This is a genomic window from Thalassolituus maritimus (assembly GCF_900156675.1).
Lineage (GTDB): Bacteria > Pseudomonadota > Gammaproteobacteria > Pseudomonadales > Oceanobacteraceae > Thalassolituus > Thalassolituus maritimus.
In genome coordinates, this window is sequence record NZ_FTOH01000004.1 from 333,917 (window position 1) to 350,475 (window position 16,559).

Below are 16,559 nucleotides of genomic sequence, written 5' to 3' on the forward strand. Positions count from 1 at the left end.
ACACTCCGTGACTACGCCATATGCTGAGCTTCACTGTCTGAGTAACTTTACCTTTCTTCGGGGCGCTTCTCATCCCGAAGAATTAGTCCAGCAAGCCGCTGATCTTGGCTATCAGGCATTGGCTCTGACCGATGAATGCTCTTTCGCAGGCGTTGTGTGCGCCCACCGGGCCATTAAAGAAGAAAATCTGTCACTGAAGCTGATTATTGGTAGCGAATTTCGTCACGCCAGTGGCCTCTATATTGTGCTCGTTACCGGGCGCAAAGCGTACGCTGAACTCTCAACACTGATTACTCAATGCCGGCGTCAGGCAGAAAAAGGGCATTATACGTTTACGCCCGCACAGCTCACTGATTTGCAACATTGTCTGTTGCTCTGGCAGCCAGCTGAACAAGAGATACTCTCTGAGTACGCAGCATTAATCCGACATTTTCATCAACGTCTGTGGCTATTGGGAGAGCGGACGCTGGATGAATTTGATGCCCATCACTATATCGATATCGCCCGCTGGGCAGATACCCTCGACCTGCCTGTTGTCGCAGCGAGCAATGTACATATGCACCACCCGTCACGGCACAGCTTACAGGACTGCCTGACAGCTATACGTATGAACCAACCGGTTCAGCAGATAAAACATCGCTTATACGCAAACGCCGAGCGTCACTTACGGTCTCTTAAAAAATTATCACATCTTTATCCTGAACATTGGCTACAGGAAAGCGTCAGCGTCGCTAATAAATGCACATTTAATCTTGATGAAATTTCCTATCTTTACCCCACAGATTCAGTTCCTGATGGTCTGTGCGCCCGGGAATATCTCAAAACTCTGGTAGAAAAAGGCCAGACAATCCGCTTCCCTGAAGGTACCCCTGCTCATATCCAACAAACCATCGATAAAGAGCTTCGCCTGATCGCACAGAAAGAATACGAGCATTACTTTGTCACCCTCTACGATATCGTCCAGTTCGCCCGCTCAAAAAATATCATGTGTCAGGGACGTGGTTCCGCGGCCAATTCCGTGGTCTGTTATTGTTTATTTCTGACCGAAGTAAATCCGCAAGAGGTACAACTACTTTTTGAACGCTTTATTTCAGAAGAGCGCCACGAACCGCCAGATATTGATATTGATTTTGAAAGCCAGCGACGTGAAGAAGTTATTCAGTACATATATCAGAAATACGGGCGCGAGCGTGCTGCACTCGCAGCTACTGTCATCCGTTACCGTCCGCGTAGTGCTTTGCGTGATGTCGCAAAAGCACTGGGAGTCAATACTGCAGAGCAGGACCGTATTGTTGCCCGCTACGCTGGCCGCTATCACGGTCACGAATGGATGGATCATGTCTATCCAGACTCCGATCAAAGCCCTTTAACGCAACGCCTTCGTTCACTGACTCAAGAGATTCTGGGTTTTCCTCGCCACCTGTCACAGCATGTTGGTGGCTTTGTTATTGCCGAAGGTTGTCTGCATGAATTAGTTCCGGTCGAAAATGCCAGCATGAAAGAGCGCACGGTGATTCAGTGGGATAAAGACGATCTGGAAACGCTTGGTCTGATGAAAGTGGATATTCTTGGCCTGGGCATGATGACAGCGATACGTCGTAGCCTGAATCATTTAGAAATGCAGATCAGTGACATTCCGCGTGAAGACCCGGCGACGTATAAAATGCTGCAGAAAGCAGATTCCGTGGGGGTCTTTCAGGTCGAGAGTCGTGCTCAGATGAATATGCTGCCACGCCTGAAACCAGCTTGTTATTACGACCTGGTGGTCCAGGTTTCGATCGTACGGCCGGGCCCCATTCATGGTGATATGGTGCACCCTTATTTAAAGCGACGTAATGGCCACGAGGCCGCAGATTATCCACTCCCTGAGCTCAGGCCGATTCTTGAACGCACCCATGGAGTGCCATTATTTCAGGAACAAGTCATTGCCTTTGCCATGGTCGCCGCAGACTTTACTGCCTCTGAAGCCGATCAATTAAGACGCTCCATGGCCAGCTGGCGAAAGAAAGGTCACATGCACAGACTACAGAATCGTCTGCGTGAAAACATGCTTAAAAATGGATTTTCAGAAGCCTACATAGAGAGAATTCAGCGCCAGCTCGAAGGCTTTGGTGAATACGGTTTTCCAGAATCTCACGCCGCCAGTTTTGCCTTGTTGGTGTATCTGACTGCCTGGCTGAAATGTCATCACCCTGGCGTATTTCTGGCGGCCCTACTCAATAGCCAACCTATGGGGTTTTATAGCCCAGCTCAGCTGATCAATGATGCGCGACATCATAGGGTTATGGTTTATCCGGTCGATGTTAATCACAGCCATTGGGACCACGAAGCACTCCCTGATGGCTCAGTCAGGCTTGGCTTTCGTCTGGTAAAAGGCATGAACCAAGAGGCAGCGGTGCGAGTGTTAGCAGCCCGACCCGAGACGGGATACAAAAGCATTTCTGACTGCACCCAGGCTGCTCAGCTCAATCGTAAAGAGCGTGAGGCGCTGGCTTCTTCAGGTGCATTCGGTGCTCTCAGTGAGCATCGTTACCATGCACGCTGGCAAGCCGCTGAACCCGCTGCGGCATCTTATCAACCCGACCTTATTGAGAACCTTTCACAAGCCACAGACTGGGAGCTGGCAGCGCCAGATGAAGTCGATAATCTACTGGAAGATTATCAGAGCCTGGGCGTGACTTTAGGGCGCCATCCAATGGAAGTTCTGCGTGAACAGGGTCTCTTAGGGAACAGTGTGACAGCAGAAGGTTTAAAACAACTGAAACACGGAGACGAAAGCTATATCAGCGGTATTGTCACGTGTCGCCAACGCCCCGGAACCTCAGCAGGCGTGACCTTTATTACGCTCGAAGATGAAACCGGTTGCTCGAATATTGTGGTCTGGCTGGCTACGGCAAAACGTCAGCTGGATACTTTGATTCATGCACAGTTATTACAGGTATACGGCAAAGTTGAGCAAGACCCCGAAAGCGGCATTACCCATATGATTGCATACCGGCTACTCGATCTGAGTGGTTCACTGGAGCGGCTGAAAGTACAGTCGCACGACTTCCACTGAGTGCTACGCTCTTAGTCACGGGACAAGAAGTTGCGGGCCTGCAACAGACGAATCAACCACCAGAGAATCACCAGGCTCGGTAAGACCATCAGGGTGGTTAATACAAAGAAGGTCGCCCAGTCACCGTTGAGGTAATCGACCACATAACCGCTGGCACCTGACACTGTCGTCCTGCCAAAATTCGCGATCGATGCCAGCAAAGCGTACTGAGTCGCTGAAAATACCCGGTCAGTCAGCAGAGTAACAAAGCTCACCAACACAACCGTCGCAAACGCGCTGGTAAATCCATCCGCAATCACAGCAAACAGATAGAGACTCTCCAGAGGCCCGGTAACGGCAATCCAGGCAAACAGGAGATTGGTTCCGGCCATCGCCAGACCACCGATCAGGAGCCCCCTGAAGATACCCAGCTTCTGATTAAAATACGCACCGATCAGACTGAATACGATGGTTACCCACCAGGTTACCATCTTGGAATAAGTTGCAATCTGGGCGTCTGTAAAACCGATTTCCTTATAGAAAGTAATCGACATACGGCCAAGAAATGCCTCGCCCATTTTGAACGTAAACAAAAAAGAGAGCAGTAAAAGTACAATCGTGCTGCCATAACGGCGAAGCAAGGCTCTGAAAGGCTCAATCAGCGTAAACTGCAGCTGAGCACGCAGACTCAGACCAGCAACACGACTCTCAAGTTTTTCGCGACGGCGGTTATCGCGCTCTACTAATACCATCACCAGTGCGGTAATGAAGAGACAAAACATAGCCAGATAGAAAAACACATCGGCCCAGTCCATCGACGACAGGCCTTTCATATAAAACGCCGCCGCACCAAGCAGGCTGTATCCCGTCCACCAGCCGCTGGTAGCGAACGCCGCGGCATAGGGAATAAGTGCCTCTTCAGCTTCTGGATCGAAACTGTCTACCCTGAATCCATCAATAGCGATGTCACAGGTCGCTGATGCCAGTGCAATCGTCATGGCCAATATGCTCAGCCAGACCATGCTGGCCTGCGGAGAAATCTGACTGATGCCCCAACATGCCAGTGTCATTACCAGCAACAGAAACACAATCCAGGATTTGCGGTCACCTAAACGCCTGAAAACAGGCAGCTGAAAACCATCGACGAGTGGCGCCCAAAGAAAATTAATGGCGTATACGAAGAAAATAGAACCAAACAGCCCGATGCTGGTACGGGACAAACCTGCATCGGTCAGCCAGCCAGTCATTGCCGAGCCAATCAGAACCCAGGGAAAACCACTGCAGATGCCTAATAAAAAGATCATCCGCAGACGAGGTTCACGTAGCAGCTGCGTCAGCGGCATCCCGCTCATAAATATCAGTCTTTAAAGTTCTTGAATGCCAGTGGCATATCGATGGATTCTTCGCCACGAAGCATCGCCATAACCTGTTGCAGATCATCGCGTTTCTTACCCTGCACCCGCACGGTATCGCCCTGGATACTGGCCTGAACCTTAATTTTGCTGTCTTTAATCAGCTTAGCTATCTTCCGGCCCAGATCTTTATCGATCCCCTGACGCATGGTTGCCAGAATTTTCACCTGTTTCCCAGTTCCCTGAGGATCAGAAAATTCGAGGCAGTTCGCTTTGATAGAGCGCTTAATCATGGCGCTGATCAGCATAGACTTCATCTGATCAAGCTGAGTGTTGTTATCAGCGATCATAGTGACAACAAAATCTTTCAGCTCAAAGCTGGCACTGACACCACGAAAATCGAAACGGGTACTCAGTTCGCGGTTCGCCTGATCAACGGCATTCTGTGCTTCGTGCTTATCTACTTCTGATACTACGTCAAACGATGGCATATTGAGTCTCCTGTAAATGTCGCCATATATACCGCGCTGTCTGAGATATTGCAAAGAAAGGCCCTGCCCGGAGACTGGCGAAACTTGCTAAACGCACTAGTCTTAGAGCATATCTGCACCACTATTCGAGGCATTGAATAGTCCAGGTCGCTGAACAGGCATATTGAGAGCAACGCATGGATAATCGTCAGAAAACTTTGCATGGCCCGGGAATTTACTACTTCCGGCTGACCGGAGCCCGACAGCAAGCGATATTCCGCTCTGTCTTTGAGTACGACTATGCTGCTCAGCTGCTCAGTCATATTGAAGGATCAACGCTCCTCGCCTACGTATTCTTCGATCACGAGATTCATTGCGTGCTTGATTGTCAGCGCGACTGGCCCGGTATTATCGACGATATACGCGATGCCTTCACTGACCAGCACGAACGCCTCTGGGATGCCCACAAGGCCGTCATTTCAGAAGAGATCAGTCCGGTTCTCGTTGACGAGCAGGCGTGTCTCGCTGATCTCATCATTACCCTCCACCAGCTACCTGTCAGCAGAAATCTGGTACCTGATGCCAGCATGTATTCGTGGAGCAGCGATCATCACTATCGCTCATTGAATCCGCCAGGCTGGATCGACTGTGGACGCATGCTCAATCAGCTCTGTCAGACCCGGCACAACCGCTCGCTGCGTTACGAATCACTTATGAATACACCGCACGTGACACAGCTCAATCTCAATGAAAGCAACCACCCGGAATTTCTTCTGTTTGGTCGCCCCGCATTGGCTGAGAAACAGCAGGCACGCGCTGAAATGAATCAACCCGGACGCAGCGCAAATGAACTGAAGCGACTGAGGGACGACGCCCTGCAACTCATCGCCGGCCGCTTTGGGATTACACTGGAATCATTGCAGGACTCATCGTTCAGACGACAGTACCAGCGCCTGATGCCGTTGGTCGCCTGGTTACTGGAAAAACGCCAGCTCAGCAATGAAACCATTGCTGAGCTGCTGGACGAAGATGAAGGCACCATTCCGTTTTGGTTGCGAGGGATTCCCGCAGATCACCCCCAGTCGCTTCTCGATAAACTGAGTGCGCTCTGGTCGCCTGCGGATTCACCCAGTGCGTCTCCACAAAACCAACTTCCCGCTGATACTCCGACTGATGATGCCTCCGCCGACAGCGAAGAAAACGGTTCCATTGCCCCCGCTGACACTGCGGAAGACGCCGACAAGCCAGAAAGTAAGGACGTTGTGAATCAGTAGTCATATAATCGGATTATGACGAATATTGAGATTCATCCTCCCCAGAGTTCCACCGAGCGCCAGCGTATTGTAGTCGCGGGTCTTGGTGCTCTGGGCACCCTGATAGCATGGCACTGTCGCTTTGAGGCGCTCTTTACGCACAACCGCCAGCAACAGACAGAGTTCTCTTTACAAACATCCGCCAGCGCCTCAGATACCCCTCCCAAGGTCGACACGTTTTCCGCTCCCCTCTGGCGTGGCGAAGAGGCCGACTGGCTGATTGTTACAACCAAGGCAGCTGCAACATTAGAGATTTTAAGTGATCTTAAAGATCACCTTAAAAACACTTCCCGGATTCTTCTGCTTCAGAACGGAATGGGTCAGCAGGAAGAAGCTTCTGCATGGTTAAAACAGAATAGAATCAGCGCTGAACTCTGGGTAGCTTCATCCACAGAAGGCGCCTACAAGGCGGATAGCGGAACCGTAAGCTACGCTGGCAAGGGGCAGACAGTGGCAGGACGCTGGCAGCTGTCAGGAGACATTGGAACGGCTCAACTCCCACCCGCCATGAAGTTGGCCACCGAAATAAAACAGGTCCTGCACGAGAAGCTGGCCATCAATGCCATCATCAATCCACTGACTGCACACTATCGCTGTCGTAATGGTGAACTGCTGACCAGTTCAGAAAAGCGTAGCGACTTCAACGCCCTCAGCAGTGAAGTAGCGACACTGTTTAATCAACTGAATTGGAAAACCGGTTTCGATATTCAACAACAGGCAGAGAAAGTAGCTGCAGCAACGGCTCAGAATCAATCGTCAACCTTTCAGGATGTATTGCATCAGCGCCGAACTGAGTTACCTTATATCTGTGGGTACTTACTGCAGCATGCAAGACAAAATGGACTGAATGCACCGCTGACAGAAAGTCTGTACCAATCAATTTCTGCCCTGGAGGCAGCATGGTAATGCGCAGAAAAGGAAGCCGGTTCATATGATGTTGGCGCGACAGAAATCGATGCTCGCCATGGTACTGGTTTGTTCAGGCATCATCCTTGTCGCAACCCTCGCATACGTTATTGCCGCTGAACGCATTGGCCGCGAACATCTGGCGCCTGACCTGTCACGCACCATGGGGCATATCATTGAAGCCCAGATGGCAGCCTCTCCCGGTAAGCTACAGGCCGTACAGACCACCCTGTATCACATGGCACAGCACTACCAGATTCAGGAGGCTGGGCTTTACAACGAGCGTGGAGAACGTCTGGCGCACAGCCACTCAGGCGAAGGCCCCACGCTTCTGGCGCCCAATCTTCATGCTCAGCCTCTCCCTGAGGACTACTATGAATATCGCTTTGCCATTCTCGGAGACGAGTTCGATTTAGTTGTCAGGAACGATGTCTCCCTGCCCGGCTTCTTTTACATGGACACCCTGAGCACCAGCCTGGTTATCGTTACCTTATCGGCGATGCTCGTATTTATGTTGTATCTGATGACCCGGCAGTGGCAGCAGACCCCCTACATGCATTTGCTTGAAGACATTCGGGAAGCCAACACTCGCGACGACGATGGCCGCATTACCCTGAAACTCAGAGACCCTGATCTTCACCCTCTGATCGAGGCGTTAAACGATCTTTTCTGGCGCCGCAATCAACGCACTCAGCATCTGAAAACAGCTCATCAGCAAGCAGAACATGCCCGTTTACGCGCAACACGATTATCGACGGAAACCCGCCAGATGAACGAAAACCTGGCGAAAGAGGTCTCCGTCCGCCGTAGTATTGAAGTGCAGCTGAAAAACACTCAGACACTGCTCGACGGTATCCTGAACGCCATGCCAACCGCCCTGTTCGCGCTTGATTCCCGTAATCGTATCGTTCAGTGTAATGAGCAGGCTGGTGACTGGTTGAACATGGAGTATTCACAACTCAACGGCCTGCCTCTGGCGCAACTGATACCAGAACTTGGCAAACTGAACCTGATGCCGGCCACTCCCGGCGAAACACCTCACATGGTGAAATCTGAACGCGTCAAAATACGCTTTGCAGAAAAAGTTCTGGTCACAGACGTACTCGCTTATCCTCTGCATAGTGGGCAGCAGGCACGGTTGGTAATACGTATCGACGATGTGTCTCAACGTCAGCGTATGGAAGAAGTCATGGTTCAGACGGAGAAAATGATGACGGTCGGTGGGTTGGCTGCCGGCATGGCCCACGAAATTAATAATCCGCTTGGGGCCATTCTGCAAAACCTGCAGAATACACGGCGTCGCTTAGATCCGAGCCTGGCTGCGAACCAGCGCCTTGCTGATGAACTCGGGTTAAGTATGGAGCTTCTGAATCAGTACCTAACAGGAAGAGGCATTGATCAGTTCTTTGACCATATTCAGAACGCTGGTGAACGCGCGGCACGTATTGTTGCCAATATGCTGCAATTTTCCCGTAACGATCACCTCCAGAAACGCGACATCGGCATCACTGAACTCATTAATACCACACTGAATATCGCCCACAACGACCTGTCGCTGAAACATATCGATCTCGACATCGACAAAGCTGCCGGCGATGCTCAGATCCACTGCGTCCCCAGTGAAATAGAACAGGTACTACTCAACTTACTGCGCAATGCACAGCAGGCACTGGAAGAATATAATGGTGGTGAGGGCTGGCACCCTAAAGTTCGAATCAGAGCCAGTCGCCAGAACAACATGACCTGCCTCGAAATTGAGGACAACGGCCCCGGCATTCCGTCTGATGTCGCACCGCATATTTTCGAACCCTTCTATACAACCAAAGAAGTCGGAGACGGCACAGGACTTGGGTTGTCGGTATCGTATTTTATCGTTACATCCCACCATCAGGGGCGCCTCCGTTATCAGCGCAGTTCGCTTGGCGGAGCCTGCTTTGTGTTGTGCCTTCCCGCCGAAGAAAACGGATGACCAACCTGCCCTCAACTTGACCAAACCGGTCACCACGAGTACTCTCCACCGCAATTCAGGTGCCTCTGTCCACCAGACAGAAGTTAAACGGGAAGACTGGTGAGTTTCACAACAAACCCAGCGCTGCCCCCGCAACGGTGATCGACCAGGTATTGATACAACGCCACTGTGCATAGCATGGGAAGGCATCAATGCCGGAAATCCTTTGAACTTCAGGGTTTCAGTCGTCAGCCCGGATACCGGCCTGTGAAGATTAACCGATGTTGCGGTGGGCGACAGGTCGGTGGTCAACGCTGAGCTGAAACACGCTGCGCGTCTCCATTGGCTGATCCCAGCTGCAACATCTGCGGATGTTGTTGTGACTTTTCCATTCCGAACTGTATTTTTCATATCTGTTGTTAGTCCTGCTCTGGCCTGGGCGAACGGTGAGTCCGCGCCCGGCTCTCTGACGCTGCCAACCATTACCGAAACAGCGAACCGGACAGGTAACACTGGACTGACAAGCATCAGTGGCGATGACATTCAGTCGCGTTATGGCAGCCTTCAGAACTACCTCAAAAGCCTGACAGGTATGCAGGTGCAGCACAGTGGTGGCCTGGGCGACCCGGTATTGCTCTCTGTCCGGGGCGCCAGCGGACGGCAGACGACCATGCTCGTCAACGGCGTCCGTATAAACGATGCTCAGGGCGGTGGCTACGACCTCAGCCAGATTCCCGTCGATATGATTGAGCGGGTTGAAATATCAGCCAGTGGTAGTCATGGAGGGCTCTATGACAGCGCCATCGGCGGCACGATCAATATCATTACCCGCCAGCAGGAATATCAGAATCAAATCGCTGCAGCAGTGGGTAACCACGGATATTACAGCGCCTCCGCACGAGGCAATATCAGCAATCATATTTCGGTCTACGCAGGCAGCGAATACAGTAAAAATAATTTTGATTACCCGGTTCCCGCCCCCTGGAATGGCGATGCACGTAATACTGAAGAATCCCTGGATAACGCGGAGTTCTTCCGTCACACAGCGCAACTTGCGGCGACCACAGGCGATATCACCAGCCAACTCAGCTGGCAGCATCAACGTAAAAATATCCCGGATTATTTTCGGAATTCACCAGTAAATAAAGCCCACTACAGCACCCGTGAAATCCGGTTTACAACGTCCAATGCGAGCGCCTCAGACAGTGAAGGATTCCAGCTGCCCTGGTCATTTGCGCTTTCGCATAAAAACGAATCCTATCGTGATCCTGAAAGCAGCATAGGCTTAGGCGAAGACGATAATCGCTACCGACTCCGCCATGCGGAAGTCACCACATCGCCACAATGGCGCTCCGGAAAACTAACACTAAGAAGTGGAGTACGGGCCGAATTTGATGATTATCAAAGCCGCTATGTGAACGATGAAGACAGCCGCGAATGCAATACCCTGCAAGGCAGTTGTGATCAGACAGCAAAGCAGCAGAACTTCAACCTAAGTACAGGTGCCGACTACCGAATCAGCACTCCCTGGATCACTAGCGCCAACATTTATCACCGCAGTTATCACACCAGCAATGAGCGTACGCACGCAGAAGACGCCGCGCGTACAGAAGATAAGAGCAGCTTTACGGGAGCCAGTGCCTCTCTTTCGCATATTTCTGCCATCAGCGAGATCGCATTAAGCGCCCGACGGAGCGTCCGTATCCCCAGCCTTTATGAGCGCTATGGAGACAGAGGCTTAATGCTCGGCAATGACGACCTGACAGCCGAAACCGCCGATAACCTCAGCCTGGATCTGCGCCTGTTCAACCAGCAATCTGAGATCAAGCTGTCGGTCTTTGCGCGTGAAACTAAAGACACCATAGTGCCTATCTATGACAGCCGCGGTGTCGGCCGTTATCTCAATGTGTCCGACTCAACGATGCAAGGTGTTGAAGTTGAGCTGGTACATAGTGAAAGACTGCAAGAAATCACACTAGAGCCGACGTTATCAGTAGCAAGCTACACCAGTGAACTGATCAGTGATGTGCGCGCCTTCGATGGTAAGCAGATACCAGGAATTTATCACGATCGCTATCTATTCGGCCTTACTGCGTACTATCGACGTCATTCACTGGCGCTGGATTACGAGCTGGCGGGCAACCTGTATCTGGACTCAGGAAACAACAGTGAAGGCGATGTCCGGCGCTCACTCGATCTGACTTACCAGTTTGAACAGAACCGCTGGAACCTCAGAGTAGCAGCAAACAATTTAACCAATAATCAGTTCCGGGATTATTCAAACCGACCTGTTGCAGGGCGGCAGATTTATGTTTCGGCAAATATCAGTTTTTAAATACGCTTAAAAAACGAGGTAGTACCATGAAAAAACTCGCACTGACTGCGCTCTCCGCAGCCCTGTTAACCGGCTGTTTTGGTGACGACTCTTCGAATGACAGCAACACTGTCGATACCGACGATATTCAGGGGCATATTTTCATTGCTCAATTAATCTCTGGAGATTACAAAACCAGCGAAATAGCGATTGGAACAGTCGGCGAAAGCGAGTTCGTTGAAAATTACGCCAGCCAGGATGCCTCAGACTACACCATCGATGTTTACGAGCAGTATCTCTACCACATCGGTAGATTTAATATTGATACGCTGACTCGTTACGACGCAGCAGCCGACTTCCTGCAAGCGGACTATACCTACAGCCTCGCCGAAGCAGAAAGTTCATCAAGCAATACTCATCAGTTCGTTCAGGTTGCAGAAGACAAGGCATATGTCATTCGCTACGGTAAAACCAGTATTCAGATTGTTGACCCTTCTGCTGTTGATGAGCAAAACTTTGTCATCGGAGAGATCGAGCTGTCCGAGTATGTAGCAGAGGATGCGACTTACCCTCGAATGACGCGAGCACTCGTTCATGAGGACAAATTGTTCGTCGGGCTACAGCGACTGGGAAATGCTGATAGTAGCTATGCCGTAGCATCGGACTCTTATGTCGCTGTGATTGATATTGCTACTAATACAGAAATCGATACCAACGAAAGCGCACCTGGACTCAAAGGTATTCAGTTAAATGCTGATAACCTCAAAGCAATGGCAATTGAAGATGACTACCTGTATGTAGCAGGTCGCGGTGACTACAGCGACAATTCCGGTGCTCTTGATCGCATCAGCCTCAGTGACTACTCCGTCGACACCCTGATTGATGGATCGACGTTCGCTGCACTGAATGACGTTGACAGCGGTGCCTATTACCACGTACAGGCTGTAGAAGTCGTGGATGACACCCTGTTCGTACAGATCAACCTGGAGGGTGGCGAAGCCCCTCGTGGATATATCTACTCAGCTCCGATTAGTAATCCTGCGAACTTTACTGACGTAACACCTGAAGCTTTTGCTGGCGAGAAGATTGCTGTCATCCAGTCAGGGCCGGACGATACACTGTGGGTGAGCCTGGATAATGTAGAAACACCTGATGTCTACGTATTGAACGAGAGTGCTGAAGTTCAGGGCGAAGCATTAGAGTTTTCCATGCCAGTCCGAGAGATCGAATTTATGGAAATCCAAGACTGACCAGGATCAGTCAATCAGTTACAAAAAGCCCGCATCAAGCGGGCTTATTTGGGTTACGTATACCGGATCAGATATCCGGCTCTGTAAGCGGTGTTTACTCAGCTGGTGCCGCTTCTTCAAGCAGAGTCTTCAGCTCACCTTTTTCGTACATTTCAGTGACGATGTCACAACCACCGATCAGCTCACCTTTTACCCACAGCTGCGGGAACGTCGGCCAGTTGCCGTATTTAGGCAGGTTCGCACGAATGTCCTGGTTAGACAGCACATCAACGTACGCAAACTTCTGACCGCAATCCATAACCGCTTGTACGGTGCGGGCAGAGAAGCCACACAGTGGCTGGTTCGGTGAACCTTTCATGTACAGAAGGATGTCGTTGTTTTCGATCTGATCTTTAATGACCTGCATGATATCCATAGCGTCTGTCTCTCACTGTTCGTATTAACTGAAACTGGCGGCAGTCTACCATAATCCCGACCATGATGCTCAGGTATGAAACCTGAGGCAGGTTCATTATATGAACGGGCCAGAGCTCAGTTACGCACAGGGGTCGCTGAATCAGCCTGAGACAACTGCTGTGCAAACACACGCTCGTCAGGATCAAGGACCGCCGTTACTTCTTTGCCTTTCAGACTGCTGAAAATAACGCGGTATGCAAGTACGGCTTTGACGTAGTCACGGGTCTCACGATACGGGATGCTTTCAATAAACTGGTCGTAAGCCACCGGCGCGTCTTTCAGCCAGCGATCGACCTTGTGTGGGCCAGCATTGTAGCCGGCCAGAGCTGCAATCAGGTTCCCCTGATAACGCTCCAGTAGAGAGCGAACATAGTAACTGCCCAGCGGGATGTTGGTGCGATAGTCCATCAGGTCTTCATTGACGTCATGTAAAACCAGATTCTTCTCTCTGGCTACCTGCTTCGCGGTCGCCGGCATGATCTGCATCAGACCGCGCGCACCAACAGGAGAGCGGGCATGAGGGTTGAAGGCGCTCTCTCGCCGGGCGATTGACATCAACAAGGAAGGGTCGAGGTCATACTCTTCTGCCCAACGGCTGAACTCATCCTGATACGCCAGCGGGAAGCGATGCTCCAGCAAGTTCCAGTGGCGTCCTGAAATCGTCGCCTGCACTGCCAATGCTGGCCAGCCATTCTGCTTCGCCAGCTCGGCATACACAGGCGTATCAGAAGGATGACGCAGCAGAGTGAAATTCCATTCATCGGCCGCCAGCCCTTCTTCACCGATAGCCCAGAGAGCACGAATACGGGCAATAGCTGGTGAATCAGCAACGGCTTCGAGCTGCCCTTCCTGCAGACTGGTCTTTGTCTGTTTCAGCTCATAAGGCAGAGCGAGTTTTTCTGCTGCAAGAAAGCCATAAAATTCGCGGGCCGAGGCGGCTTTCGTGTAGGCGTGATGAGCAGCTTCAGATCGCCCAAGCGCTTCCAGTGCGCGACCGCGCCAGTACATGTGGTATCCAGATTCTCTTTCACTGCCCTGCACTTTATCAGTCCAAGCCAGCACGGCAGTCCAGTCAGACTGGGCGATCGCTTCACGAAGTACAGGGCCAATAAGGTTGCCATCGCCCAGGTCTGACAGGAGCTGGTCGACGATCTCTGGGCGCTCGTCGGCGTCAAACCGATAACTGCGTGCAGCAAGCATATTTCCGACACGCTCAAGATGAGCCTGGCTCAGCACACCCGCCTCTGCCAGTTGCGGATACAGCTTAGCAACGGTTTCAGGCTGACGGCGCACAAGGTAGGCAAGAACAGCGTATCCCATGTCACTGCGTTCAACGCCATCAGGAAAGATTTTATCCAGGGTCAGGAGCTTCTCCGGCGAAGTACGGAGCTGACGAAAGGTTCTTGAGGTCGCCTTCCATTCCGCCGGCAGTTTACGCAACAGATAATCAGATAAACTCCGGTTACCAGCCTGCAGTGCCAGAACAGCGCGCTGCCAGATCGCCTGCTCATTAATTTCGCCACGGCTCAGCATGGCTTTGAACAGGTCATCGCATTGCTCAGGGCGCGAGCTTCCGCTAAGCCACAACTGACGACCGCCATCGAAAGCTGCCGCCTGATCTTTAATCAGTTTCGCCCGGTAATAAATGCAGCGCCCCGGGGCATCAGCCGGTGCGTATTCATTCAGAGAAAGAACTTCGTCCCATTTACGGGCAGCACCGTAGGTCAGTGTTGCATGGCGTACAATCCAGCGTGAAAGAGGCGAATCCGCATTTTCAGTAGCGTAGGCTCTGACATCCGCAGCAGATACATCAGGCAGGTTACGCTTGATACGATGGTATTCAATATAAGGGGCGAGCACATGATCCGATGCGTTCTCAGAAACCTTATTCCACTGCCCCTGACGAGCAGCTTCCAGAGACGTTCTGAACTCCGCATCCGATAACGCAGACGCAGTGATACTGAGTAGCCCCAGAAACAGGCCAGTGACAACTTGCAGATACGTTTTACTCATCGGCTTCGCAAAGACCCCGAAAAGAGATTGTCTGTACAGGTTAGTTATTATATTCCAGGAAGACACAATACCAATGGTAATCTGGCACAACCCGCACCGCTGGTTACTTTCTGTTACTGACACTACCGGAGTTTGGCTCAAAATAACACCAATTTACAGTTCTCTTCACCGTATAGTGCAGGCTGTTTCTCAACTTGGTCATTCACAGGAGCCAACCATGAACGCCAGCCAGACCCTCGGACAGCCACTTACGCTTCCAAACGGCAGTGTTGTACCGAATCGTTTCGCGAAATCTGCTTTAAGTGAAACTCTGGGTAGCGTCGACCTGCGTGTGACCAAAGCACTACCGAAACTCTACCAGCGCTGGGCCGAAGGTGGTACCGGCCTGAGCTTTACCGGCAACGTTATGATCGACCGTCGTCACCTGGGTGAGCCTAACAATGTCGTTCTGGAAGACGATCGCGATATGGATATGCTCAAAGCCTGGGCCGCGGCCGCCAAATCTCAGGGAGGCCTTGTCTGGATGCAGCTCAACCATCCAGGGAAGCAGACACCGAAGATGCTTAATAAAGATCCGATGTCACCGAGTGCCATTCCATTTCGCAAAGAGATGCAGGCCTTCTTCGGTACGCCGCGAGCGATGACCGAAGACGACATTCAGGATTGCATCAAGCGCTTCGCTAATGCCGCTGCACTAGCCAAACAAGCCGGGTTCGACGGCGTTCAGATTCACGGCGCACATGGTTACCTGGTCAGCCAGTTTCTGTCCCCTCACCATAACCAACGTGAAGACCACTGGGGCGGCTCGATAGAAAACCGTATGCGCTTTGTTGTCGAAGTCTACAAAGCGATGCGTGATGCGACAGGAAAAGATTTCAGCATCGGCATTAAAATGAACTCCGCAGACTTTCAACGTGGTGGCTTTGATGAGAATGATGCAGCGACCGTTGCAACCACCCTCGCTGGGCTCGGCATTGATCTGATCGAAATTTCAGGCGGCACGTACGAAACACCTGCAATGGCTCAGGGCAGCGAGCATCACAACAAAAAGCTGGGTAAAGACGAGCCAGTCAAAGAATCTACTAAGCTGCGCGAAGCCTACTTCCTTGAGTTTGCTGAAATGCTGCGCAGTAAAGTGGATGTCCCTCTGATGGTCACCGGAGGCTTCCGCACATCAGAAGGCATGGCCGCTGCCGTAGAATCTGGCGCATGCGATCTCGTCGGCCTGGGTCGTCCACTGTGCGTTGAACCCGATCTGGTAAAACGTATTCTGAGCGGTGAAGATTTCACCAGCGTGGTGCGTCCTATCAAAACCGGTGTCAAAATGATCGACAAAATGGCTCTGATGGAAGTCTCCTGGTACGAACGCCAGTTGCATCGTATGGGCAAAGGAAAAGCACCACGTCGTCAGGATCAGGGCTTCTGGTCATTGATCGACGTACTCTGGCTGATGACCTACCGTGGCCTGTTCAACCGCGTTGGTCGTCTACGAGCCTGACC

The 16,559-nt window shown here is 51.5% G+C and carries 11 protein-coding genes and 1 riboswitch; of the genes, 7 read left to right on the forward strand and 4 right to left on the reverse strand.

Annotation, left to right across the window (positions count from 1 at the left end):
* The first annotated feature begins 7 nt into the window (after window positions 1–7).
* Window positions 8–3,058: an error-prone DNA polymerase gene (locus BW941_RS08415; protein WP_076515139.1), complete on the forward strand. Its 3,051-nt coding sequence runs from the start codon at window positions 8–10 to the stop codon at window positions 3,056–3,058.
* An 11-nt stretch (window positions 3,059–3,069) separates the two neighbouring features.
* Here BW941_RS08415 and BW941_RS08420 read toward each other — a convergent pair whose 3' ends face one another.
* On the reverse strand, window positions 3,070–4,389 hold the full coding sequence (locus BW941_RS08420; protein ID WP_076515140.1) for an MFS transporter: 1,320 nt from the start codon (window positions 4,387–4,389) through the stop codon (window positions 3,070–3,072).
* A 5-nt stretch (window positions 4,390–4,394) separates the two neighbouring features.
* Window positions 4,395–4,880, reverse strand: coding sequence for a YajQ family cyclic di-GMP-binding protein (locus tag BW941_RS08425; protein ID WP_076515141.1), 486 nt, complete (start codon window positions 4,878–4,880; stop codon window positions 4,395–4,397).
* Between the two features lie 176 nt (window positions 4,881–5,056).
* Between BW941_RS08425 and BW941_RS08430 the strand changes: the two genes are divergently transcribed.
* From BW941_RS08430 to BW941_RS08455, 5 genes are all read left to right on the forward strand, one after another.
* Complete coding sequence (locus BW941_RS08430; RefSeq protein ID WP_076515142.1) at window positions 5,057–6,133, forward strand: hypothetical protein; 1,077 nt, start codon at window positions 5,057–5,059, stop codon at window positions 6,131–6,133.
* 15 nt (window positions 6,134–6,148) lie between these two features.
* Window positions 6,149–7,078 carry a ketopantoate reductase family protein gene (locus tag BW941_RS08435; RefSeq protein ID WP_076515143.1) on the forward strand — a complete coding sequence of 310 codons (930 nt, stop codon included), beginning with the start codon at window positions 6,149–6,151 and terminating at the stop codon, window positions 7,076–7,078.
* A 25-nt stretch (window positions 7,079–7,103) separates the two neighbouring features.
* On the forward strand, window positions 7,104–9,047 hold the full coding sequence (locus BW941_RS08440) for a two-component system sensor histidine kinase NtrB (RefSeq protein ID WP_076515144.1): 1,944 nt from the start codon (window positions 7,104–7,106) through the stop codon (window positions 9,045–9,047).
* Window positions 9,048–9,087: 40 nt separating this feature from the next.
* Window positions 9,088–9,309: riboswitch (cobalamin riboswitch) on the forward strand.
* A gap of 96 nt (window positions 9,310–9,405) precedes the next feature.
* The gene (locus BW941_RS08450) at window positions 9,406–11,361 is read left to right on the forward strand and encodes a TonB-dependent receptor (protein WP_175607883.1); all 1,956 of its coding nucleotides are present in this window, start codon (window positions 9,406–9,408) and stop codon (window positions 11,359–11,361) included.
* A 26-nt stretch (window positions 11,362–11,387) separates the two neighbouring features.
* Window positions 11,388–12,590, forward strand: a complete 1,203-nt coding sequence (locus BW941_RS08455) for a hypothetical protein (RefSeq protein WP_076515145.1) — start codon at window positions 11,388–11,390, stop codon at window positions 12,588–12,590.
* A 94-nt stretch (window positions 12,591–12,684) separates the two neighbouring features.
* Here BW941_RS08455 and grxD read toward each other — a convergent pair whose 3' ends face one another.
* Both grxD and BW941_RS08465 read right to left on the reverse strand, forming a co-directional pair.
* A complete protein-coding gene (grxD, locus tag BW941_RS08460) occupies window positions 12,685–13,005 on the reverse strand; it encodes a Grx4 family monothiol glutaredoxin (protein ID WP_068435309.1) in 321 nt (106 codons plus the stop codon).
* Between the two features lie 116 nt (window positions 13,006–13,121).
* On the reverse strand, window positions 13,122–15,059 hold the full coding sequence (locus BW941_RS08465; protein ID WP_084188774.1) for a transglycosylase SLT domain-containing protein: 1,938 nt from the start codon (window positions 15,057–15,059) through the stop codon (window positions 13,122–13,124).
* A 217-nt stretch (window positions 15,060–15,276) separates the two neighbouring features.
* Between BW941_RS08465 and BW941_RS08470 the strand changes: the two genes are divergently transcribed.
* Window positions 15,277–16,557 carry an NADH:flavin oxidoreductase/NADH oxidase family protein gene (locus BW941_RS08470; RefSeq protein ID WP_076515146.1) on the forward strand — a complete coding sequence of 427 codons (1,281 nt, stop codon included), beginning with the start codon at window positions 15,277–15,279 and terminating at the stop codon, window positions 16,555–16,557.
* The last annotated feature ends 2 nt before the right edge of the window (window positions 16,558–16,559 follow it).